The 25,999-nt window shown below is 70.8% G+C and carries 2 protein-coding genes (1 of these 2 cut by a window edge); both read left to right on the top strand.

Translation table 11 applies throughout. The features are described from left to right. Positions 1–7,958, top strand: the 3' portion of a protein-coding gene (locus ACIP5Y_RS46870) for an SDR family NAD(P)-dependent oxidoreductase (RefSeq protein WP_400360315.1). Its footprint begins 3,295 nt before the window's first position; 7,958 of the gene's 11,253 nt are visible here — the last part of the coding sequence; its start codon lies beyond the left edge, outside the window; its stop codon occupies positions 7,956–7,958. After that, positions 7,958–25,999 carry a type I polyketide synthase gene (locus ACIP5Y_RS46865; RefSeq protein WP_400360314.1) on the top strand — a complete coding sequence of 6,014 codons (18,042 nt, stop codon included), beginning with the start codon at positions 7,958–7,960 and terminating at the stop codon, positions 25,997–25,999. The genes ACIP5Y_RS46870 and ACIP5Y_RS46865 overlap by 1 nt, the downstream gene beginning before the upstream one ends.

Below are 25,999 nucleotides of genomic sequence, written 5' to 3'. Positions count from 1 at the left end.
GCATGGGCGGTTTCGTCCCGGAGGACGGGCGCGCGCATCTGCCTTTCGCCTGGACCGGAGTGAGCCTGTACGCCTCCGGCGCCACCGCGCTGCGGGTGCGGATCACGCCCCGGGCGGACGGCGGCGTCGCGGTCTCCATGGCCGACGACGCCGGTACGGCGGTCGCCGCGGTGGATTCGCTGCTGTTGCGTGCGGTGGCGGCGAATCAGCTCAGCAGCCACCAGGATTCACTGTTCCGCATCGACTGGGTGCCCGCCGGCGCCTCCGAGGACCAGGGCGCCGGCACCGAGGTGGAGGTGTTCACCTGCGAGCCCGTGCCCGGAGATGTGGCCGCCGCCACCCACATTCAGGTGCGGCGGGCGCTGGACGCCGTGCAGGGGTGGCTGGCCGCGGATCGGCCCGTCACGGCCCGGCTGCTGGTGGTGACCAGCGGCGCGGTCGCCGCGGTGCCTGGTGACGAGGTCGCGGATCCGGCGGCCGCGGCGGTGTGGGGTCTGGTGCGCTCGGCCCAATCCGAGCATCCGGGCCGCTTCCTGCTGGCCGACGTGGACACCGCGGACTTCGCGGACGGCGTGGCCGTGGCGATCGCCTCCGATCAGCCGCAGGTCGTGGTCCGCGCGGGCGAAGTGCTCGTGCCCCGACTGGCCAAGGCCGTGGCGGGCGCGGCGCCCGCGTGGCAGGCGGACGGAACCGTCCTGATCACCGGCGCCAGTGGCACTCTCGCGGGTCTGCTCGCGCGTCACCTGGTCACCGAGCACGGGGTGCGGCGGCTGCTGCTGGCCAGCCGCAGCGGCCGCACCCCCGACCTCACCGATCTGGACGTGACCGTGACCGGCGTGGCCTGCGACGTGGCCGATCGCGCCGCACTCGCCGAGCTGCTGGCGCGCATCCCGGCCGCGCATCCGCTGACCGCGGTGGTGCACACCGCCGGTGTCGTCGACGACGGCGTGCTGGAATCGCTGACCCACGACCGGGTCGACGCGGTCCTACGGCCGAAAGTCGATGCCGCCTGGCACCTGCACGAACTGACCGCGGATCTGAACCTGTCCGCCTTCGTCCTGTTCTCCTCCGGCGCAGGCGTTTTCGGCACCGGCGGTCAAGCCAACTACGCCGCGGCCAACGCCTTCCTGGACGCACTGGCCCAGCACCGCCGTGCGCGCGGGCTTGCGGCGACCGCCCTGGCCTGGGGTCTGTGGGCCGAGCGCAGCGGCGTGACCGGGCATTTGGCGCAGGCCGATGTGGCCCGGGTGGCACGCGGTGGCGTGCTGCCCCTGTCGACCGCCGAGGGACTCGCGCTCTTCGACAGCGGCACCGCCGCCGAAGACGCGCTGCTGGTGGCGCTTCGGCTGGACCTGGCCGGACTGCGGGCCCGCACCGACGACAGCGAGATCGCGCCCCTGTTGCGCGGACTCGTCGGCACCTCGAACCGCCGCAAAACGATCACCGCGCCGGCTACGCCACTGGCGGGCCTGACCGGACCGGAACGCGATCCTGCCCTGCTGGAGCTGGTGAGCACCCACGTCGCCGCGGTCCTCGGACATGCGAGCCCCACCGCGGTCGACACCGAACGCGCCTTCAGCGAAATCGGTTTCGACTCACTGACCGCGGTGGACCTGCGCAACCGGCTCAGCGCGGCCACCGGACTGCGCCTGCCCGCGACCCTGGTCTTCGACTATCCGACCGCGGCCGCCCTCGCCGGGTTCCTGCGAACCGAACTGTTCGGCGCCGAAGACGACACCGCCGCACCCGCCGCGACCGCGACCGCCGCCGACGAACCGATCGCCATCATCGGCATGGCCTGCCGCTATCCCGGCGGGGTCGCCACGCCCGATCAACTGTGGGAACTGGTCGCCTCGGGCACCGACGCCATCTCCGAATTCCCCCGCGACCGCGGCTGGGATGTCGAGGCGCTTCACGACCCGGACCCCGACCGGCTGGGCACCTCGTACACCCGAGAGGGCGGATTCCTGCACGAGGCCGCCGAATTCGATCCCGAATTCTTCGGCATGTCCCCGCGCGAGGCAATGGCCACCGACTCCCAGCACCGGCTGCTGCTCGAGGTCTCGCACGAGGCGTTCGAGCGGGCCGGACTGGACCCGGACACCTTGCGGGGCAGCAGTACCGGCGTCTTCGCGGGCGTCATGTACAGCGACTACGCGACCGTCGTGGAACGCGCCGCCGACAACTTCGAAGGCACCATGGGATTCGGCGGCAGCATCGCCTCCGGCCGCGTCGCCTACACCTTCGGGCTGGAGGGACCGGCGATCACCGTCGACACCGCGTGCTCCTCCTCACTGGTCGCATTGCATTGGGCGGCACGGTCGCTGCGGTCGGGCGAATGCTCACTGGCCTTGGCCGGCGGCGTGACCGTGATGTCGACGCCGGGGGTGTTCATCGGATTCTCCCGCCAGCGCGGACTGTCCGCGGACGGGCGGTGCAAGGCGTTCTCCGCGGCCGCGGATGGGACCGGCTGGGGTGAGGGCGCGGGCATGCTGGTGGTCGAGCGGCTCTCCGACGCCCGCCGCAACGGGCATCCGATCCTGGCCGTGCTGCGTGGATCGGCGATCAATCAGGACGGTGCCTCCAATGGGCTGACCGCACCGAACGGGCCTGCGCAGCAACGGGTCATCCGCCAGGCGCTGGCCGATGCCGGCCTGTCGAGCGCCGAGGTGGACGCGGTCGAAGGACACGGCACCGGCACCACGCTCGGTGATCCGATCGAGGCGCAGGCGCTGCTGGCGACCTATGGGCAGGACCGCGAGCGGCCACTGTGGCTGGGGTCGATCAAATCGAATATCGGTCATACCCAGGCTGCCGCGGGGGTGGCCGGGGTGATCAAGATGGTCCAGGCCATGCGCCACGGCGTGCTGCCGCCGACGCTGCACGTGGATGCGCCCTCCCCGCATGTGGATTGGACCGCGGGCGCGGTCTCGCTGCTGACCGAGGCGCGGGAATGGACCGCCGCCGAGGATCGTCCGCGGCGGGCGGGCATCTCCTCCTTCGGCGTGAGCGGCACCAATGCCCATCTCGTCCTCGAGGAGTACCCCGCCGATCGTGAATCCGGGCCGGTAGCGAAAACCCCGGTGCCGTGGATCGTTTCGGCCAAGTCCGAGGCGGCACTGGGGCAGCAGCTGGCGCGGCTGAGTGAGTACGTGCGGTCGCGGCCCGAGGTGGAACCGGCCGATATCGGATGGTCACTGGCGACGACACGCACCGCGCACCGCCATCGCGCAGTCGTGATCGGTCGCACCCGCGAGGAACTACTCGCCGGGCTGGACGCGCCCGCGATCACCGGGTCGGTGGTCAAAGGCAAACTGGCGTTCCTGTTCTCGGGCCAGGGCGCACAGCGACTGGGAATGGGCCGCGAACTGTACGAGGCATTCCCCGTCTTCGCTGCGGCCTTCGACGAGGTCTGCGCTGGGTTGGAAATGCCGGTCCGCGAGGTGGTCTGGGGTGAGGATCCCGAACAGGTGAATCGCACCGAGTACACCCAGACCGGGTTGTTCGCGGTCGAGGTGGCCTTGTTCCGGCTGGCGGAGAGTTGGGGGCTGCGGCCGGATCTACTGCTCGGGCATTCCATCGGGGAGATCGCCGCCGCACACGTCGCCGGTGCGCTGTCACTCGCGGACGCGTGCGTCCTCGTGCGCGCCCGGGGCCGCTTGATGCAGGCGCTGCCCGCCGGGGGCGTGATGGTCGCGGTGCAGGCGTCGGAGACCGAGATCCGCCCGGCGCTCACCGACGCGGTGAGCATCGCGGCGATCAACGGGCCGAACGCCATCGTGCTGTCCGGCGACGAAGACGCCGTACTAGCGGCGGTCGGCGAGCGGAAAACCAAGCGGCTGAAGGTATCCCACGCCTTCCACTCGGCGCGCATGGAGCCCATGCTCGACGAGTTCCGGCGGATCGCAGCCGGACTGACCTATGCGCCGCCTCGAATCCCCGTGGTGTCCAACGTGACCGGTCACCCGGTCTCCGGCTATGACGCCGACTACTGGGTGCGCCACGTCCGCGAGACGGTGCGATTCGCCGACGGCGTGCGATATCTGGCCGAGCAGGGCGTACGGACCTTCCTCGAGCTCGGCCCGGACGGCACGCTCGCGGCGCTGGGCCCGGACAGCCTCACCGACACGGCCCCGGACCTGTTGCCCGGCAACGCATTCGTGCCGATGCTGCGCAAGGCCCGCCCCGAGAGCGAAGCCGCGATATCGGCGCTGGGACGATTGGTGGCGCGGGGCATCGGCGCGGACTGGCCGACTGTCTTCCCCGCGGCCCGGCAGGTGGAACTGCCGACCTATGCCTTCCAGCATCGGCACTATTGGCCGAAGCAGGCCGCGCTCACCGGTGACGTCACCGCCGCCGGCCTGGATGCGGCGGATCATCCACTGCTCGGCGCAGCAGTGGCGCTGCCCGAATCCGATGGCGTGCTGCTGACGGGCAGACTCGCGCTGGACACCCACCCCTGGCTGGCCGATCATGCGGTGCTCGGCGCGGTGCTGGTGCCCGGAACCGCGCTGGTGGAGTTGGCGATCCGCGCCGGCGATCAGGTCGGCTGCCCGGTCGTCGAGGATCTCACCCTCGCCGCCCCGCTGCTGCTGCCCGAACGCGGGGGAGTGCAACTGCAGGTCGCGGTCGCCGCCGCGGACGAGGAAGGCCGGCGCGCACTGTCGATCCACTCCACCGTGGACGGCTCGACCGAATGGACTCGCCATGCCACCGGCATGCTCGGCGCCGAAAGCCGCACAGCCGATTTCGACCTCAGCGTATGGCCGCCCGAGGGCGCGCACGCGCTGGCCGTGGCGGGCTGCTACGACCTGTTCGCCGAACGCGGCTTCGCCTACGGCCCCTCCTTCCAGGGCTTGCGCAGGGCCTGGCAACTCGGCGCCGAGATCTTCGCCGAAGTCGAACTCCCGCAGGACTTCCACGACGAGGCATTCGGCATCCACCCCGCCCTGCTGGACTCGGCACTGCACGCGCTGGGCCTCGCCGACGACGCCGGAGACACCGGCGCGCTGCCGTTCTCGTGGACCGGGATCTCCCTGTATGCCGGTGGTGCACAGTCCCTGCGGGTCCGCCTGACCCGATCCGGTCCGGACACCCTGGGACTGCAGGTGGCCGACGGCACCGGCAAGCCGGTCGCGTCGGTCGACTCGCTGGTATTGCGAGCAGCGGCGCCGGAACAAATCGGTCAACCCCGCCACGGTGATTCGCTGTGGCAGCTCGACTGGGTGAGCGTCGCCGAACCCGGTGTGTGGACGGGAGATCGGGTCGCACTGGGTGAGACCGCATTGGAATCACTGGATCCCGTACCGGAGGTCGTAGTGGTGGCCACCGAGCCGGGGGAGACCCCCGACGCGGTGCGCGCCGCCACCCATCGGATGCTGGGTCTGCTCCAATCCTGGCTCGCCGACGACCGATTCGCCGCCTCCCGGCTCGCGGTGATGACCCGCCATGCCGTGGCCGCCGCACCGGGCGAGCGCCCCGCCGACCTCGCGGGAGCCGCGGTGTGGGGGCTGGTGCGCTCGGCCCAGTCCGAGCATCCGGGAAGGTTCGTGCTGGCCGATGTGGAGTCGCCCGCCGACCTGGATGTCGCCCTGGCCAGCGGTGAACCGCAGGTCGCCGTGCGCGCCGGGACGGTATTCACACCGCGATTGGCCAGGGCGACCGGCACTCTCACCCCGCCCGAGGATGTTCGCGCGTGGCGGCTGGACAGTACAGGCAAGGGCACGCTGGAGAACCTCGCATTGTTGCCGCATCCGCAGGCGACCCGGCCGCTGGAATCGGGCGAGGTGCGCATCGCGGTCCGCGCGGCCGGTGTGAATTTCCGTGACGTCCTCAATGCCCTGGGCATGTATCCCGGCGACGCCGGACCGCTCGGGGTCGAAGGCGCCGGGATCGTGACCGAAGTAGGTTCCGGCGTCACCGATTTCGCTGTCGGCGATCGCGTGCTGGGGCTGCTTCCCTGGGCATTCGGCCCGACCGTGGTCGCGGACGAACGGGTGATCGTGAAGCTGCCCAGCGGCTGGTCGTTCACTCGAGGCGCCTCGGCGCCGGTGGTATTCCTCACCGCCTACTACGCCCTGCGTGATCTCGCGAACCTGAAGGCGGGTGAGTCGCTGCTGGTGCACGCCGCCGCGGGCGGGGTCGGCATGGCCGCTGTACAGCTGGCTCGGCATTGGGGTGCGGAGGTGTTCGCCACCGCGAGTCCGCCGAAACAGGATGCGCTGCGCGCCCGAGGACTGACCGATGAGCGCATCGCCTCCTCCCGCAGTCTCGACTTCGCCGACGAATTCCTCACGCGCACACACGGTCACGGCGTCGATGTGGTGCTCGACGCGCTGGCCGGCGACTTCGTCGACGCCTCGCTGCGCCTGCTGCCGCGCGGTGGCCGGTTCATCGAGATGGGCAAGACCGACGTGCGCGATCCCGCGCAGGTCGCGGCGAACCATCCCGGGGTGGACTATCGGTCCTTCGAACTGTTCGACGCGGGCCCCGACCGCATCCGGCAACTGCTGCACGAGCTGATGCGGCTGTTCGAATCCGGTGTGCTGCAGCCGCTGCCGATCGCCACCTGGGATGTCAGGCAAGCACCCGAGGCGTTCCGGTTCGTCAGCCGCGCCCGCCATATCGGCAAGGTCGTCCTCACCGTCCCCGCCACCCTGGACCCGCACGGAACGGTGCTGATCACCGGCGCGACCGGCACCCTCGGCGGACTGGTGGCCCGGCATCTGGTCAGCGAGCACGGGATTCGTCATCTGCTGCTGACCAGTCGCCGGGGCGCCGCACCCGAGCCGGCGGCCGAGCTGACCGCACTCGGCGCGCACGTGACCACGGCGGCCTGCGATATCGCCGACCGCGCGGCCCTGCGTGGGTTGCTCGCCGGGATTCCCGCCGATCACCCGCTCACCGGCGTGGTGCACGCGGCCGGCGTCATCGACGACGGGGTGCTCGAGGCACTGACCCCCGACCGGATCGACACCGTGCTGCGGCCCAAGGTCGACGCCGCCTGGAACCTGCACGCGGAAACCGGGCACCTGGACCTGGCCGAGTTCGTGCTCTACTCCTCGGCCTCCGGACTCTTCGGCGGCCCCGGACAGGCCAACTACGCCGCGGCCAACGCCTACCTCGACGCACTGGCCCAGCAGCGTGCGGCCGCGGGACTGGCGGGCACCTCGCTGGCATGGGGGCTGTGGGACGCGCGCAGCGCCATCACCGGCGAGCTCGGCGAGGCCGACCGCAAACGCATGTCGCGCGGCGGAATCCGCGCCCTGTCCGCCACCGACGGACTGGCCCTGTTCGACACGGCGCGGCAATCCGGGCACGCCGCCGTGGCGCCGATGCACCTGGATACGGCCGCGCTGCGCACACAGGGCGAGCCACATCCATTGCTGCGCGGTCTGTTCCGCACTCCGGCACGCCGGATCGCCGAGGCGGGGACCGGGGCGGCGGAATCGCTGCGGGACAAGCTGATCGGACTATCGGCCGCCGATGCCGAACGGACCCTGACCGACCTCGTAGCCACCCACATGGCCGCGGTCCTCGGCTACGCGAGCCCGGACGCGGTGGATCGGGATCGCTCGTTCCGCGACCTGGGCTTCGATTCACTGACCGCCGTGGAACTTCGCAACCGCCTCGGTGCGGCAACCGGCTTACGGCTGCCCGCGACCCTGGTATTCGACCATCCGACCGCACCGGCGGTAGCGGCCCTGCTGCGTGCCGAGCTCGCCCCCGACGGCGGCGCATCCGCGACAGTGGCGCTGCGCGAGATGGATCGGCTCGGCGAGCTGCTGTCCGCCCTCGAGACCTCCGAGTCCGAGCGGGCCCAGATCACCGTCCGGCTGCAATCCCTGCTCGTGAAATGGGGTGGCGCGCAAGCGCCCGCCGAATCCGGTCCCGGCATCGACGCCGATACCGACGACGAGCTTTTCGACTTCATCGACAACGACCTACAGGTGTCTTGATGAGCAATGCGCAGACCAGCAACGAGGCCAAACTCCGCGACTACCTCAAAAGGGTCGCCGCGGATCTGCAGCAGACCCGCCAGCGGCTCATCGAAGCCGAGTCGCGGGAGCAGGAGCCGATCGCCATCATCGGCATGAGCTGCCGCTTCCCGGGCGGCGTGCGCTCGCCCGAGGACCTGTGGCGAGTGGCCGCACACGGCGTGGACGCCATCGGCGACTTCCCGCCCGACCGCGGCTGGCCGGTCGACCCGAGCTATCCGCGCCGCGGCGGATTCCTCTACGACGCACCGGAATTCGACGCGGCGTTCTTCGGGATCTCCCCGCGTGAGGCGCTCGCGATGGACCCGCAGCAGCGCCTGCTGCTCGAGCTCGCGTGGGAGGCCCTCGAGCGGGCCGGAATCGACGCGGCCGCCCTGCGCGGCAGCCAGGTCGGGGTGTTCGCGGGCGCGGCGGCCTCCGGATACGGCGCGTACGCCGAAGCCGAACAGACCGCGGGATTCGCGCTCACCGGCGGAGCGACCAGCGTGCTGTCCGGGCGGATCTCCTACGTCTTCGGGTTCGAAGGCCCCGCGCTCACCATCGACACGGCCTGTTCCTCCTCGCTGGTGGCCTTGCATCTGGCCGGTCACTCACTGCGGCAAGGCGAATCCTCGCTGGCGCTGGTGGGCGGCGTGACGGTCATGCCGACCCCCGCGATGTTCGCCGAGTTCGCCCGCCAGGGCGGACTCGCGGCGGACGGGCGCTGCAAGGCGTTCGCCGCGACCGCGGACGGGACCGGCTGGGCCGAGGGCGCGGGCGTGCTACTGGTCGAACGGCTGTCCGACGCCCAGCGCAACGGACATCCGGTGCTGGCGGTCGTACGCGGCACCGCGGTCAACCAGGACGGTGCGTCGAATGGCCTGACCGCACCGAACGGGCCCTCCCAGCAACGAGTCATCCGCACCGCACTGGCCAATGCCCGGCTGTCGGCCGCGGACGTGGACGCGGTGGAGGCCCACGGCACCGGCACCACCCTGGGCGACCCGATCGAGGCGCAGGCGCTGCTCGCGACCTACGGGCACGACCGCGATCGGCCCCTGTGGCTGGGCTCGCTGAAGTCGAATATCGGCCACACCCAAGCGGCGGCGGGCGTCGCCGGCGTGATCAAGATGGTGCAGGCCATCCGCCACGGTGTGCTGCCGAAGACCCTGCACGTGGATGAACCCTCGCCGCAGGTGGATTGGTCGGCCGGAGCCGTCGAGCTGCTGACCGAGAACCGCGACTGGCCCCAGCGCGACGAGCCGCGCCGCGCCGGGATCTCGGCCTTCGGGGTCAGCGGGACCAATGCGCATGTGATCCTCGAGCAGGCCGCCGACCCGGAACCGGCTGCGCCGCACGCACCGAGCCCCGCATCGGGGATCGTGCCGTGGGTGCTGTCGGCGAAGACCGCGACGGCGCTACGCGCGCAGGCCGAGAACCTGCGCGTATTTGCCTCGGGCGCACCGGATCTGGACCCTGTCGACATCGGGCGTGCGCTGACTGCGCGGTCGGTGCTGGACAGTCGCGCGGTGGTCGTGGGCGCGAATCGTGACGAGCTGCTGACCGCGCTGCAGGCGGTGGCCGACGGCACCACGGGCCCGGGCGTACACGCAGACGGCGGCAAGGTCGTGTTCGTATTCCCCGGTCAGGGCTCACAGTGGACCGGTATGGCGCTCGAATTGGCCGACGCCGCACCGGTGTTCGCGGAGCGGCTGGCCGAATGCGGGCGGGCACTGGAGCCGTTCGTCGACTGGCGGCTGCCCGAGGTGCTCGGCGACGCGGCGATGCTCGAACGCGTGGACGTGGTGCAGGCGGCGCTGTGGGCGGTGGCGGTCTCGCTCGCGGCGCTGTGGCGCTCCCACGGCGTGGAACCGGCTGCGGTGGTGGGACATTCGCAAGGCGAGATCGCCGCCGCGGTGGTGGCGGGCGCGCTGACCCTCGACGACGGCGCACGCGTGGTGGCCCTGCGCGGGCAGGCGCTCGCGGCGCTGTCGGGCAAGGGCGGAATGGTCTCGGTGGCCCGCGCCGCGGACGAGCTGGGACCGCTGGGCGCGGGCCTGTCGCTGGCGGCGGTGAACGGCCCCGGCACGGTCGTGCTCTCCGGAACCCCCGAAGCCCTGGACGCCCTGCTGACGCGATGTGAGGCCGAAGGCGTTCGGGCCCGGCGCATCCCGGTCGACTATGCGGCGCACTCGGCGCAGATCGATACCCTGCGCGCAGAGCTGACCACCCGGCTGGCGCCGGTGCAGCCGCGCCCGAGCACGATCCCGCTCTATTCCACGGTCACCGGCACACTGCTCGACACCACCGAGATGGACGCCGAGTACTGGTACCGCAACACCCGCCAAACCGTCCGATTCGACCGCGCCACACAGGCATTGATCGCCGACGGATACCGGGTGTTCATCGAGTCCAGTGCGCACCCGGTACTGACCGCGCCGCTGCAGGAGGCGGCCGAGGACGCGGTCGTCGTCGGCTCGCTGCGCCGCGACGAAGGCGATCTGCGGCGATTCCTCACCGCATTGGGCGAGGTCTTCGCCGGTGGCGTACCGATCGACTGGGCCGCGCTGTTCCCCGGCACCGGCCGGGTGGAACTGCCCACGTATCCGTTCGAGCGGCAACGATATTGGCTGGCACAGCCGACCGCCGATCGAGGTGCGGACGCGCAACGCTATCGGATCGACTGGCGGGCGGTACCCGATACCGCGTCGGCATGGGCGGGAAGCCTACTGGTGATCGCGCCGCCGTCCGAGTCCGAAGGCGGGGCGGCGGCCGCCGGACTCACCGATGCGCTGTCCGAACGCGGAGTCGTGCTCGTGCGTCTCGCGCCCGGCGACGATGCGGTCGCCGTGACCGACAAGCTCTCCGGCATCGGCCGCGTCGACGCGGTGCTGTCGCTACTGGCCCTGGATTCGAGCCCGCATCAGGATCATCCGGCAGTACCGCGCGGCTACGCGATGACCTTGACGCTGGTGCACGCGCTGGGCGCGGCCGGTATCGACGCGCCGCTGTGGTGCGCGACGCGTGGCGCGGTGGCCGTCGCCGGGGAGACGGTGCGACCGGAACAGGCCCTGGTGTGGGGCCTGGGCCGGGTTGCGGCACTGGAACTTCCGGACCGCTGGGGCGGCCTGGTGGATCTGCCCGAACACCTCGATACGGTCGCGGTGGACCGGCTGATCAACGTTCTCGGCGGGTCCGAGGATCAGGTCGCGGTCCGACCGAACGGAGTGCTCGGCCGCCGACTGGCCCGGGCAGCCCTGGACACCAACAGCTCTCACGGCTGGACACCGTCGGGAACCGTACTGGTGACCGGCGGCACCGGCGCACTCGGCGCGCACACCGCCCGATGGCTGGCAGCCGACGGCGCCGAACAGATCGTGCTGGTGAGCCGACGCGGACCCGCAGCCCCCGGCGCCGCGGAACTCGAGGCCGAACTGCGCGCGCTGGGCGCCGAGGTGCGCGTGCTCGCGTGTGACGTGACCGACCGTGCCGCACTGGCCGAACTGATCGCCACACTGCCCGCACTGAACGCGGTGGTGCACACCGCGGCGGTGCTCGACGACGGCGTGGTCGACGCCCTGACCGTCGAACAGGCCGACCGGGTGCTGCGGGTGAAGGCACAGGCCGCCTGGGATCTGCACGAACTCACCGCCGAGCGGAATCTGTCTGCCTTCGTGCTGTTCTCGTCCCTGGCCGGGGTCGTCGGGACGCCCGGACAGGGCAACTACGCACCCGGCAACGCCTACCTGGACGCCCTCGCGGAGTACCGCCGCTCGCTGGGCCTGCAGGCGACCGCGATCGCCTGGGGACCCTGGGCGGGTGACGGCATGGCCGAGAGCGGAATCGGCGAGACCGCCCGCCGCCACGGAGTGCCCGAGATCTCCCCGGAACTCGCCGTCACGGCCCTGCGTCAAGCCCTCGAAGCCGGTGAGACCGCCCTGACCGTCGCCGAGATCGACTGGGCCCGTTTCGGTGTCGCGTTCACCGCCACCCGGCCCAGCCCGCTGCTCGCCGACCTCATCCCGGCCGCGACCCCCGCACCCGCCGCCGCGCCGCAGCTCGGGACGCAATCACTGCTGCACCTGGTCCGCCGGCAGGTCGCGGCGGTCCTCGGCTACCCCGATGCCGAATCGATCCCGGCCGCAAAGGCGTTCAAGGACCTCGGATTCGACTCGGTGACCTCGGTCGACCTGCGCAATCGACTGGTCGCCGCGACCGGGCAACGACTGTCGGCGACCGCGGTCTTCGACTACCCGACCCCGCGCGCCCTGGCCGAATTCCTCGGCGGCACCGCCGAAACAACGGATCGGCCCGCACCGGCCGCCACCGAGGAACCCATCGCCATCATCGCCATGGCCTGCCGCTTCCCCGGCGGGATCGGATCCCCCGAAGACCTGTGGGAGCTGCTGCTCTCCGGCCGCGACACCGTCTCCGAATTCCCCGCCGACCGCGGATGGGACATCACCGGACTGTCCGCCGCCGGCCGCCTCGCCACCCGCGCGGGCGCATTCCTGGACGGCGCAACGGAATTCGATGCCGACTTCTTCGGCATCTCCCCGCGCGAAGCCCTCGCGATGGACCCCCAGCAACGGCTGCTGCTGGAAACCACGTGGGAGACCTTCGAACGCGCCGGCATCGACCCGGACTCGCTGCGCCGCGGCCGCGTCGGGGTGTACGCGGGCACCAACGGCCAGGACTACGTCGGCGTGGTGTCCAACGCACGCGAAGACCTGGAAGGCTATGTCGCCACCGGTCTCACGGCCAGCGTGCTCTCGGGCCGCATCTCCTATGCCTTCGGGCTCGAAGGTCCCGCCGTCACCGTCGATACCGCGTGCTCCTCGTCGCTGGTGGCCCTGCATTTGGCCGGGCAGGCCCTGCGCTCGGGTGAATGCGAGCTCGCCCTGGCCGGTGGCGTGACGGTGATGTCGACTCCGACCGGGTTCGTCGAATTCTCCCGGCAGGGCGGGCTGGCCCCCGACGGCCGCTGCAAGGCCTTCGCCGAGGCCGCCGACGGCACCGGCTGGTCCGAGGGCGTCGGCATGCTGCTGCTCGAAAGGCTCTCCGACGCACAACGAAACGGGCACCGGATCCTCGCGGTCGTGCGCGGCTCGGCGGTCAATCAGGACGGCGCGTCCAACGGTCTGACCGCCCCCAACGGGCCGTCCCAGCAGCGCGTGATCCGCCAGGCGCTGGCCGCCGCCGGCCTGACCGCCGGCGAGGTCGACGCGGTGGAGGCGCACGGCACCGGCACCGTGCTGGGCGACCCCATCGAGGCGCAGGCGCTGCTGGCCACCTACGGTCAGGATCGCGAGCGTCCCCTGCGGCTGGGCTCGATCAAATCGAACCTGGGCCACACCCAGGCCGCCGCGGGCGTGGCCGGCGTGATCAAGATGGTCATGGCCCTGCGCCACGGGCTGCTGCCGAAAACCCTGCACGTGGACCAGCCTTCGACACATGTGGACTGGTCGGCGGGGGCGGTGGAGCTGCTCACCGAGCAGAGCGCCTGGCCCGCCACCGACCGGGCGCGCCGGGGCGGTGTCTCCTCCTTCGGCATCAGCGGCACCAACGCCCACGTCATCCTCGAACAGTTCCCCGAGACCTATCAGCCCCCGCGTGACATCCCGGCCGCCGATGTGCCGTGGGTGGTGTCGGCCAAGAGCCCGAAGGCGCTGCAGGAACAGGTGACTCGGCTGCGGACCTTCGTGGCGCAGCGAGCCGCGCTGTCGCCCTTCGACATCGCGCACACGTTGTCGCAGCGCACGCAGTTCCCGCATCGCGCCGTGCTACTGGCCGGCAGCGACGGGGTGTCGGAGATCGCCCGGGGTACCGCCCTGGAAGGACCCTCGGCATTCTTGTTCTCGGGTCAGGGCGCACAGCGCGCGGGCATGGGTCACGAACTCTACGAACGATTCCCGGCCTTCGCCGCCGCCTTCGACGAGATCTGCGCGCTGTTCGATACCGGCCTCGATCGTCCGCTGCGCGAGGTGATCCGGACCGAACCCGACCTGCTCGAGCAGACCGGCTACACCCAGCCCGCACTGTTCGCCGTCGAGGTCGCACTGTTCCGGCTGCTGGAATCCTGGGGCGTCACACCGGACTTCGTCGCCGGACACTCCATCGGCGAACTCGCCGCCGCCCATGTCGCCGGTGTGCTGTCCCTCGCCGATGCCTGCACACTGGTCGCCGTGCGCGGCAGGCTGATGCAGAACCTGCCCGCCGGTGGCGCGATGGTCGCGATCCGGGCGAGCGAAGCCGAAGTCCTGCCCGTGCTTTCGCAGCGGGTGAACATCGCCGCGATCAACGGGCCGAATTCGGTGGTCGTCTCCGGTGACCAGGACGCGGTCGAGGAAGTCGTGGCACGGTTCGCCGACCGCAAGAGCACCCGCCTGCGGGTGAGCCATGCCTTCCACTCGCCGCGCATGGATCCGATGCTCGACGAGTTCCGCGAGGTCGCTGCGGGCCTGACCTATGCGGTGCCGCGAATCCCGGTGGTGTCCAACCTGACCGGCGCGGTGATCGAGTCCTTCGACGCCGACTACTGGGTCCGCCACGTGCGCGAGGCGGTCCGCTTCGCCGACGGCATACAGACCCTGGCCGAGGCAGGCGTGTGCGCCATGCTCGAGCTCGGCCCCGACGGCGTGCTGTGCGCGATGGCGCAAGAAACCACGCAGGTGCCCGCGCTCCCGGCGCTGCGTAAGGATCGCGACGAGCAATCAGCGCTCCTCACCGGCCTCGCCCAGCTGTACGTCACCGGCGTACCGGTGAACTGGGCCGCGCTGCACACGGTGCCCGATCCCCGGCGAATCGACCTGCCCACCTACGCCTTCCAACGCGAACGCTACTGGCCCACCCTCGCGCCCGGCGATGTCGCCGCGGCCGGACTGACCTCGCCGGAACACCCCTTGCTGGGTGCGGTCGTCGAACCGGCCGACGCGGACGGCGCGGTGTTCACCGCCCGCCTGTCCACGGCCACCCATCCGTGGCTGGCCGACCATGTCGTCGGTGGGGCAGTGGTCTTCCCGGGCACCGGATTCCTCGAACTGGCCCTGCACGCCGGGGACCGGCTCGGCTGTCCGCGCGTCGCGGAACTGACCCTCGCGACCCCGCTCGTCCTGCCCGAGGGCGAGCAGATCCTGTTGCAAGTACTCGTCGGCGCCGCAGACGAATCCGGCTACCGCGCGCTGTCGGTGTACTCCCGCCAGGACGACGGCGCATGGACCCGGCACGCCGCCGGAACCGTTGCCCCCGAAGCCGAACCGGCACCGCCGGCAGGCACCGAACAAGACTGGCCACCCGCCGCGAACGGCGCGGATATCGACGAACTCTATGCGTCGTTCGCCGACGCGGGCCTGAGCTACGGTCCGGCGTTCCGCGGATTGCGCGGAGCCTGGCGCGTCGGCGCGGAGGTATTCGCGGAGGTGGCCCTGCCGGTCGGCGAAGCCACCGGTTTCGGGATGCATCCCGCATTGCTGGATGCCGCATTGCATGCCAGCGCGCTCGGCGGATTCGTCGAACGCGAAGACGTCGCGCACCTGCCGTTCGTCTGGTCCGGAGTGTCCCTGTACGCCACCGAGGCCACCGTGCTGCGGGTGATCATCGCCCCCGCCGGACGGGATGCGGTGTCGCTGCGCGTGTTCGACGCGGCCGGCCACCCGGTGGCCTTCGTCGAGTCGCTGACGGTGCGCCCGGTCGACACCGGACAGCTCGGCCGGACCCCGCACCGTGATGCGCTGTTCCGAGTCGAGTGGACCGCTGTGCCCGTCCCGCACGCGAATTCGGACTACGACATCACCGTGTTCGAATGCCCCCCGACAGTGGACGGGGTCGTCGAGGCCGTACATGCCGCGACACAACGGACGCTGGAAGCCATGCAGCGCTGGCTGGGCGAGGATCGGCCCGAGAACGCCCGGCTCATCGTGCTGACTCGCGGCGCGATGGCAGCCCGAGCAGGCGAACAGGTCACAGATCTCGCGCACGCCGCGGTCTGGGGTCTGGTGCGGGCGGCACAGGCCGAGAACCCCGGCCGGATCATGCTCGCCGACCTGGAGGAATCCACTGCACGCGATGCCATTTCGCAGAATGCGCACGATGCCATTGCGGCAAATGCACGCGATGTCATTGTGCAGACGCTGCCGGAAACGGGGGAACCGCAAGTAGCTATCCGGTCCGGAGCTGTTTTCGCACCGCGTCTTACGCGCGCGGCGCGTCAGGACGTACTGGTGCCGCCGGCGGGCGAGTCGTCGTGGCGGCTCGATATCGCGGGGCAGGGGACTCTCGAAAACCTCGTCCTGGTAGCCGATCCCGCCGCGCGGACGCCCTTGGCCGCGGGGGAGGTACGCATTGCGGTACGTGCCGCGGGATTGAACTTCCGCGACGTGCTCAATGCGCTCGGCATGTACCCGGGCGACGCCGGACTGCTCGGGCTCGAAGGCGCGGGCGTGGTGATCGAAATCGGGCCCGGGGTCACCGATCTCGCGGTCGGTGATCGTGTGATGGGTCTGTTGTCGGGGGCCTTCGGGCCGGTGACGGTGGCCGATCGGCGACTGATCACGAAACTGCCCGCGGGGTGGACGTTCGCGCAGGGGGCATCGACCACACTGGTGTTCCTCACCGCCTACTACGGGCTCGTCGACCTCGCGGAAATACGGGCCGGTACCAAAGTGCTCGTGCATGCGGCCGCGGGCGGCGTCGGGATGGCCGCCGTGCAACTGGCGCGCCACCTGGGCGCCGAGGTGTTCGGCACGGCCGGGCCCGGCAAATGGGATGCACTGCGCGAGCTGGGAATCGAGGACTCCCACATCGCCTCCTCGCGCACCCTCGACTTCGAGGCGCAGTTCCTCGCGGTCACCGAGGGCCGCGGAATCGATGTGGTGGTCGATTCGCTGGCGCGCGAATTCGTCGACGCCACCCTGCGTCTGCTGCCTCACGGTGGACGTTTCCTCGAGATCGGCAAGACCGACATCCGCGATGCGGACGAGGTTGCCGCGGCGCACAGCGGGGTCTCCTACCAGGCGTTCGATCTGATCGAAGCGGGCCCGCAGCGGATTCAGCAGATGCTCGCCGCACTGGTCGAACTGTTCGAAACCGGTGCGCTGAAGCCTCTTCCGGTCACCGTCTGGGATATCGGACAGGCGCGCGACGCCTTCCGATACGTCAGCCAGGCCCGGCACATCGGCAAGGTCGTCCTGACCGTGCCCGCATCGCTCGCGAACGGAACGGTCCTGATCACCGGTGGCACCGGAGTACTCGGCGGCTTGATCGCCGAGCACCTGGTGACCGCACACGGGGTCCGCCGACTCGTCCTGACCGGCCGCCGCGGCATCGCACCCACCGAACTGATCGCCGAACTGGGCGAGGCGGGCGCGCAAGTCACCGTCGTGGCTTGCGATCTCGCCGATCGCGAGGCGGTGGCCGGGCTGCTGGCCACGATCCCCGACCTGGCCGGTGTCGTGCACGCCGCCGGTGTCGTCGAGGACACGCTGATCGGATCGATGAGCCCGCAGCAACTCGATGCCGTATTGCAGCCGAAGGCGGACGCGGCATGGCACCTGCACGAGCTGACACGAGACCTGGACCTGGCGGAGTTCGTGCTGTTCTCCTCTGCCGCAGGGGTGTTCGGCAATGCGGGGCAGGCGAACTACGCCGCCGCCAACGCCTTCCTGGACGCCCTGGCCCAGCAGCGCCGGGCCACCGGCCTGCCCGGGCTCGCACTGGCCTGGGGAATGTGGGAGCAGCGCAGCGGCATCACCGCACACCTCGGCGCCGCCGACCTGGCCCGCATGGCGCGCGCCGGCAGCCGACCGCTGTCCACGGCCGAGGCGCTCGCATTGTTCGACACCGCACGCGAACTCGGCGAGCCCGCGTTGGTGCCCGTCCGGTTGGACACCGCACGGCTCCCTGACGCGCTGCCACCGCTGCTACGCGGACTGGCACGCCCGGCCGCGCGGCGCAGCGTAGGAGCCGTTACCGGGGATGGAACAACCCTGGCCCAGCGACTGCACGCCATGACCGAATCCCAGCGGCAGCAGGCCCTGCTGGACCTGGTGACCGGCCACACCGCAACCGTGCTCGGCCACACCGGCGCCGGAGCCGTCGAACCCGCACGAGCCTTCGGCGACATGGGCTTCGACTCACTCACCGCGGTCGAACTGCGCAACCGCCTGAGCGCCGACACCGGGCTGCGGTTGCCCGCGACCTTGGTGTTCGACCATCCGACCCCGCAGGCTTTGGCAGAGTTCCTGCGCACCGAATTGTTCGGGGCGACAAAGGAAATCGTGGCCCCCGCACCGGTCGTGGCCGTGGCCGACGAACCGATCGCCATCGTCGCGATGAGCTGCCGATTCCCCGGCGGCGCCAACTCGCCCGAAGAACTGTGGCGACTGCTCGCCGAGGGCGGCGACGCCATCGCGGCCTTCCCGCCCGACCGCGGCTGGACTGTCGACGCCGCTGTCGCGGGCGCGACCGAAGGCGGATTCGTCGACAGCGCCACCGAATTCGACGCGAGCTTCTTCGGCATCTCCCCACGCGAAGCCCTGGCCATGGACCCGCAGCAGCGACTGCTGCTCGAGACCTCCTGGGAAGTCCTCGAACGCGCGGGCATCTCCCCAGCCGAACTACGCGGCAGCCGCACCGGCGTATTCATCGGCGCCGCCGCCTCCGGCTACGGCGTGGGCGTCGACGCGGCACCGGAAGGCGTCGAAGGCTATCTGCTGACCGGCAATACGGGCAGCGTGATCTCCGGACGCGTCGCCTACGTCCTGGGCCTGGAAGGGCCCGCCATGACGGTGGACACCGCATGCTCGTCCTCACTGGTCGCGCTGCACCTGGCCTGTGAATCCCTGCGCCGCGACGAATGCTCGATGGCACTGGCCGGCGGCGTCACGGTCATGGCGACACCGGGGATCTTCGTGGAATTCTCGCGCCAGCGCGGAGTGGCCGCGGACGGCCGCTGCAAGGCGTTCTCGGCCGCCGCCGACGGCACCGGCTGGGGCGAAGGCGCCGGAATCCTCGTCCTGGAACGACTTTCCGACGCCCGCCGCAACGGGCATCGGGTACTCGCGGTCGTGCGAGGCAGCGCCGTCAACCAGGATGGCGCCTCCAATGGCCTGACCGCGCCGAACGGGCCCTCCCAGCAACGGGTGATCCGGCAGGCGTTGGCCAATGCCGGACTGTCGACGTCGGACATCGATGCGGTGGAAGCGCACGGCACCGGCACCGCGCTGGGCGACCCCATCGAGGCACAGGCCCTGCTCGCAACCTACGGACAGGATCGCGAACGCCCACTGCTACTGGGCTCGATCAAATCGAACATCGGCCACACCCAGTCCGCGGCCGGCGTGGCCGGGGTCATGAAGATGGTGCTGGCACTGCAGCACGGCGTGCTGCCCAAGACCCTGCACGTGGATGTGCCCTCACCGCAGGTGGATTGGTCCACCGGCGCGGTCGATCTGCTCACCGAGTCGACGGCATGGCCGGAGACCGGACGTCTACGCCGCGCCGCGGTCTCCTCCTTCGGCATCAGCGGCACCAATGTCCACACCATCCTCGAGCAGGCCACGCCCGAGGAAGTGCGACGCGAGCAGATCCCTCGCGAGCAGGTTCTGTCCGACGAGGCCTCGCATGAGCTGGTTCTGTCCGGGGCGGCCTCGTCGCGTCCGGTGCCTGCGCAGGGCGTCACGGTGCTGCCCTGGGTGCTGTCGGGCGGCAGCGAGCGGGCCTTGCGGGCGCAGGCCGCGAAACTGCATGCGCACCTCGCCGATCGGCCCGAGCACAGTGCCGCGGAAGTGGCGTTGTCGCTGGTGCAGACGCGTGCCTCGCACCCGTATCGCGCCGTCGTGCTCGGCGGCGACCGGGAGGGGCTGCTGACCCGATTGCAGACTCTCGCCGACGGCGGCGCCGCCACACAGGTAGTCGAAGGTGTCGCAAGTCCCGTCGGCCGCGTCGCCTTCGTCTTCCCCGGCCAAGGCTCGCAATGGACGGGCATGGCACTGGAATTGGCGCAATCCTCGCCGGTGTTCGCGGAGCGGTTGCACGAATGCGCCACCGCGCTCTCGGAATTCGTCGACTGGCGACTGTCGGAGGTGCTCGCCGACGAGGCGGCACTCGAACGGGTCGATGTGGTGCAGCCCGCGCTGTGGGCGGTCATGGTGTCGCTGGCGGCGCTGTGGCGCTCCTTCGGCGTCGAACCCGCTGCGGTGCTGGGACATTCGCAGGGTGAGATTGCCGCCGCGGTGGTCGCGGGCGGCTTGTCCCTCGAGGACGGCGCCCGGGTCGTCGCCCTGCGCAGCAAGGCGATCGGTGCGCTGGCCGGACACGGCGGCATGGTGGCGGTCGCCCGCTCCGTGGAGGAGCTGGGACCGCTGGGGGAGGGGCTGTCGCTGGCCGCGGTGAACGGACCGAATTCCCTTGTCGTATCTGGTGATCCGCAGGCCCTGGACGCACTGCTCGCCCGCTGTGAGGCGGAAGGAGTTCGCGCGCGCCGGATTCCGGTCGACTATGCCTCGCATTCCGCGCACGTGGAGGCGATCCGCGCGGACCTGGCGCGGCTACTGGCTCCGGTGCGGCCACGCACCTCGCAGATCCCGTTCTACTCGGCCGTCACCGGCGAGCCGATGGACACCGCCGAGCTGGGCGGCGAGTACTGGTACCGGAACCTGCGCGAGACAGTGCGTTTCGAACAGGCCACCCGCGCCCTCATCGCCGATGGGCACCGCGCCTTCATCGAGACGAGCGCGCATCCCGTGCTGACGGCTGCGATCCAGGAGACCCTCGACGCCGCCGACAGCGAGGCGATCGTGGTCGGTTCGCTGCGCCGTGATGCCGGCGATATGGAGCGGATGCTGCTCTCACTGGCCGAGGCGTACGTCCGCGGCGTGCCCGTGCGCTGGGAGCCGGTCCTGCCCGGCGCCGTCCCTGTCGACTTGCCCACCTACGCTTTCCAGCGCGAACGGTTCTGGCTCGCGCCCACATCCACCGGTGCGGTCCGCCGGATCCGGCAGGCCGAGGAGACCGTCGTCCCGGAGGGGCCCGCGCTCGCGGCCCGGCTGGCCGGCAAATCGAAGGACGATCAGCTGCGCGAGGTCCTGGATCTGGTTCGCACCCATGCCGCGGCCGTGCTCGGACATGACGGACCACACGCGGTGGAACCCGCGAGGGCCTTCAGCGAAATCGGCTTCGATTCGGTGATGGCGGTGGACTTCCGCAACCGGCTCGCCGCGCAGACCGGGCTCAAACTGCCCGCGACCATGGTCTTCGACTATCCGACACCGGCCGCGCTCGCCCGCTACCTGCGTGCGGAGACGGTCGGTGGAGCCGTTGCCGCACAGTCCTCCCGGACCTCGGCCGTGGACGACGATCCGATCGCCATCATCGCCATGAGCTGTCGCTTCCCGGGCGGCGTCGCCTCGCCCGAAGACCTGTGGAGCCTGGTCGTCGACGGCCGCGACGCCGTATCGGCCTTCCCCGCCGACCGCGGCTGGGATATCGACAACCTCTACGAACCCGAACCCGGTCGCGCGACGACCTACGAGGGCGGATTCCTGTACAACGCCGCCGATTTCGATCCCGGCTTCTTCGGCATCTCCCCGCGCGAGGCCCTGTCGATGGACCCGCAGCAACGGCTGCTGCTCGAAGTCTCCTGGGAGGCATTCGAACGCGGCGGCATCGACCCGGAGTCCTTGCGCGGCACCGAGACCGGCGTGTTCATCGGGTCGGCGTTCTCCGGATACGGCCTCGGCGCGGCGGAGAACGCCGACGGCTACGCCCTCACCGGCACCATGTCCGCGGTCATGTCAGGGCGGTTGTCGTACGCCTACGGGCTGGAAGGCCCGGCCGTCACCATCGACACGGCCTGCTCGTCATCGCTGGTGGCACTGCACCTGGCGGGTCAGGCGCTGCGCAACGGGGAATGCTCGCTGGCGCTGGTCGGTGGCTCGCAGGTGATGGCCAGTCCCGCCATGTTCATGGAGTTCAGCCGCCAAGGCGGGCTCGCGGCCGACGGGCGTTGCAAGGCGTTCGCCGCGGCGGCCGACGGTGCGGGCTGGGCCGAGGGCGTGGGCGTGCTGCTGGTGGAGCGGCTGTCCGATGCGCGCCGCCACGGGCATCAGGTGCTGGCGGTCATGCGTGGCTCGGCGGTGAACCAGGACGGCGCCTCCAATGGGCTGACCGCACCGAATGGTCCATCCCAGCAACGGGTTATCCGCCATGCGCTCGCCGCTGCCGGACTGACCTCCGCCGATGTCGACGTTGTCGAGGCGCACGGCACCGGCACCACGCTGGGTGACCCCATCGAGGCGCAGGCGTTGCTGGCGACCTACGGCCAGGATCGCGAACAGCCGCTGCTGGTCGGATCGCTGAAATCCAATATCGGGCATGCGCAGACGGCCGCCGGTGTGGCCGGGGTGATAAAGACCGTGCTCGCGCTCCAGCACGGGGTGATGCCGAAGACGCTGCACGTGGACGCGCCTACCCCGCATGTGGATTGGTCGGCGGGCAAGGTCGAAGTGCTGACCGAGAACCGGGACTGGCCGCAGCTCATGCGGCCGCGCCGGGCCGGGGTGTCGGCGTTCGGCGTGAGCGGCACCAATGCGCACGTGATCCTGGAACAGGCGGCGCAGGCCGGCGATTCGGCGGAGATGACCGAGCCGGTCGCGATGATTCCGTGGGTGGTCACGGCGCGGACCGCGCAGGCGCTGCGCGTGCAGGCCGAGCGGCTGCTCGCCCTGGCCGAGGACGCCGATGCTGCCGACATCGGATACTCGTTGGCCACCACCAGGACTCGCCACGCCCACCGCGCTGTCGTCATCGGCGGTGACCGGGGCGAATTGGCGGCCGGGCTGACGGCGCTCGCCGCGGGTGAGCCGATCGCGGGTGTGATCGAAGGCGTGGCCGCGGACCGTGGCAAGGTCGTGTTCGTTTTCCCGGGGCAGGGATCGCAATGGCCGGGCATGGCACTGGAGTTGGCGCAATCCTCGCCGGTGTTCGCCGAGCGATTGAACGAGTGTGGCGCGGCGCTGGCGGAATTCGCCGATTGGTCCCTGCTCGACGTGCTCGCGGATGAGGCGATGCTGGAGCGGGTCGATATCGTGCAGCCCGCGCTGTGGGCCGTAATGGTGTCGCTTGCGGAGTTGTGGCGCTCTTACGGTGTCGAACCGGCTGCGGTCGTGGGACATTCGCAAGGTGAGATTGCGGCCGCGGTCGTCTCCGGTGGCCTATCGCTGCTCGATGGCGCGCGGGTGGTGGCCTTGCGCAGCAAGGCGCTGCTCGCACTGTCCGGGCGCGGCGGCATGATGTCGGTATCGCTGTCGGCGGACGATATTCGCCCCCGGCTGGGGGACAAGCTGTCCCTCGCGGCGGTGAACGGACCGAATTCGGTCGTGGTGTCCGGTGATCCCGAAGCCTTGGACGCGCTGCTCGCGCGCTGCGAGGCGGAAGGGGTTCGGGCACGGCGTGTTCCGGTCGACTACGCGTCACATTCGGCGCATGTCGAGGCGATCCGGGCCGAGCTGGCCGAGCTGCTGGCGCCGGTGCGGCCACGCCCCTCCGATATCCCGTTCTACTCCGCGGTCACCGGGAAGGGTATGGACACCGCGGAACTCGACGGCGAGTACTGGTACCGGAACCTGCGGGAAACCGTCCACTTCGAACAGGCCACCCGGGCGCTCATCGCCGACGGGCACGACGTGTTCATCGAGACGACCGCCCACCCGGTACTGACGGTGCCGGTGCAGGAGACAGCCGAGAATGTCCTCGTGGTCGGATCACTGCGCCGTGACGAAGGCGGACTGCGACGGTTCCTGACGTCGCTGGGCGAGGCCTTCGCCGGCGGTGTCGCGGTGCGATGGGACAAGGTGTTCCCCGGCGCGCGGCGGGTGGACCTGCCGACGTATCCCTTCCAGCGGCAACGATTCTGGCTGACCCCGGCACCGGTCGAAGCCGTCGCCGACGACGCCGAATTCTGGGAGGCGATCGAGCGCGGCGATCTCGGCGAACTGGCCACGACACTGCGGGTGGACGCCGATCGCTCCTTCGGGGACGCGCTGCCCGCACTGTCGGCGTGGCGGCGCGAACGCCGCGACCGGAGCACGATCGACTCCTGGCGCTATCGGATCACCTGGAAGCCGCTGTCCAGCAGGCCCGCTCCCGCACTGTCGGGCACCTGGCTGGTCGTCGGCCCGACCGGCGATATCGGCGATGCGCACACCGGTGCGCTTATCGCCATGCTGAAAGACCATGGCGCCGAGGTGGTCGAGCTGGCGACCGCCGATACCGACCGCGGCAGCCTCGCCGAGCGGCTGCGACAGCTGCCCGAACTCACCGGCGTGCTGTCGACCACGGCGTTCGACGAACGGCCGAGCGCCGAATATCCGGCGGTGCCACAGGGTTTGGCCACGGCCTTCACCCTCGTGCAGGCGCTGCTGGACGCCGGTGTGAGCGTCCCGTTGTGGCTGCTGACCAGCGGTGCGGTCTCGATCACCGGATCCGAGCCGCTGACCAGTCCGACCCAGGCTCAGACCTGGGGATTCGGCCGAATCGTCGCGCTCGAGCACCCCGAGCTGTGGGGCGGTCTGATCGATCTGCCCGCCGACCTCGACCCGCAGGCCGCATCGAATGTCGTTGCACTGCTCTCGGGCTGGGACGACGAGGACCAGGCCGCGGTCCGCGCCGCCGGCAGCTTCGGCCGTCGCATGGTGCGAGCCCCGCTCGGCGAGAAACCCCCCACACGGGAGTGGAAGCCGCGCGGCACCGTGCTCATCACCGGCGGTACCGGCGGACTCGGTGCGCAGGCCGCCCGTCGGCTGGCCGGCGGGGGAGCCGAGCATCTGGTGCTGGCCGGCAGGCGCGGCGCGGACGCGCCGGGTGCGCGTGCACTGGCCGAGGAATTGCGGCTGCTCGGCGCCGAAGTCACCCTCGCCGCCTGCGATGTCGCCGACCGCGACGCGCTGGCCGCGCTACTCGCCGAATTCCCCGTGACCGCCGTGGTGCACGCGGCGGGCATCGGAACCCAGGCGCCCATCGCGGAATCGGATCTGGCCGAGTTCGCCGCGATCGCCGCCGCGAAATCGCTCGGCGCGGCCAACCTCGATGCCCTGATCGAACCCGGCTCGCTCGACGCGCTGGTGTTCTACTCCTCGAACGCGGGTGTGTGGGGCGCGTGGGGACAGGCCGCCTACGCCGCGGCCAACGCCTACCTCGACGCGATCGCACTCGATCGCCGCGCCCGCGGCGAGGTGGCGACCTCGGTCGCCTGGGGCTCCTGGCACGGCGACGGCATGGCCGACGGGGAGATGGGCGAGCGACTGGTGCGACGCGGAATACTGCGCATGGCACCGGATCTCGCGCTCACCGCGCTGCAGCAGGCGGTCGACCACGACGAGACCTTCCTCGCCGTCGCCGACATCGACTGGGAGCGATTCGTTCCCGCGTTCACCCTCGCCCGGCGCAGGCCACTGCTCGACGACCTGCCCGAAGTCCGGCGCATCCTCGACACGCCGGACCCGGTCGCCGAACCCGATACCGACGCGGCAGGCGGACTACGGCAACGGCTTTCCGCACTACCGGCGGCCGCGCGCGATCACGAACTGACCGAGCTGGTACGCACCCAGGTCGCCGCCGTGCTCGGCCACCACGGCACCGAGGCGATCGACGCCACCCGAGCCTTCCGGGACCTGGGCTTCGACTCGCTCACCGCGGTCGAACTGCGCAACCGATTGACCCGCGCGACCGGGCTGCGGCTGCCCGCAACCCTGGTGTTCGAGTACCCGACCCCCGCCGCACTCTCGGGCTACCTGCACGGTGCACTGCTCCCCGAGACGCCCGACGACTCCGAGGAAGCACGGCTGCGCCGCGTGCTCAGTTCGATTCCGGTGGAACGGTTCCGGCAGGCCGGACTGATGGAGGCACTACTGCGACTCGCGGAACCGGACACCCCCGCCGCGCCCGCGCCGGTCGAGGCGGACCGGCGAGAAGCGATCAAGACCATGGACGTGCGGGAGCTGATCCGCATGGCTCGCGACAAGGACTGA

Origin of the sequence: Nocardia sp. NPDC088792 (genome assembly GCF_044750615.1) — a bacterium.
Lineage (GTDB): Bacteria > Actinomycetota > Actinomycetes > Mycobacteriales > Mycobacteriaceae > Nocardia.
The sequence above is the reverse complement of the archived record's forward strand: the minus strand, read 5'-3'. Positions and strand labels throughout refer to the sequence as shown.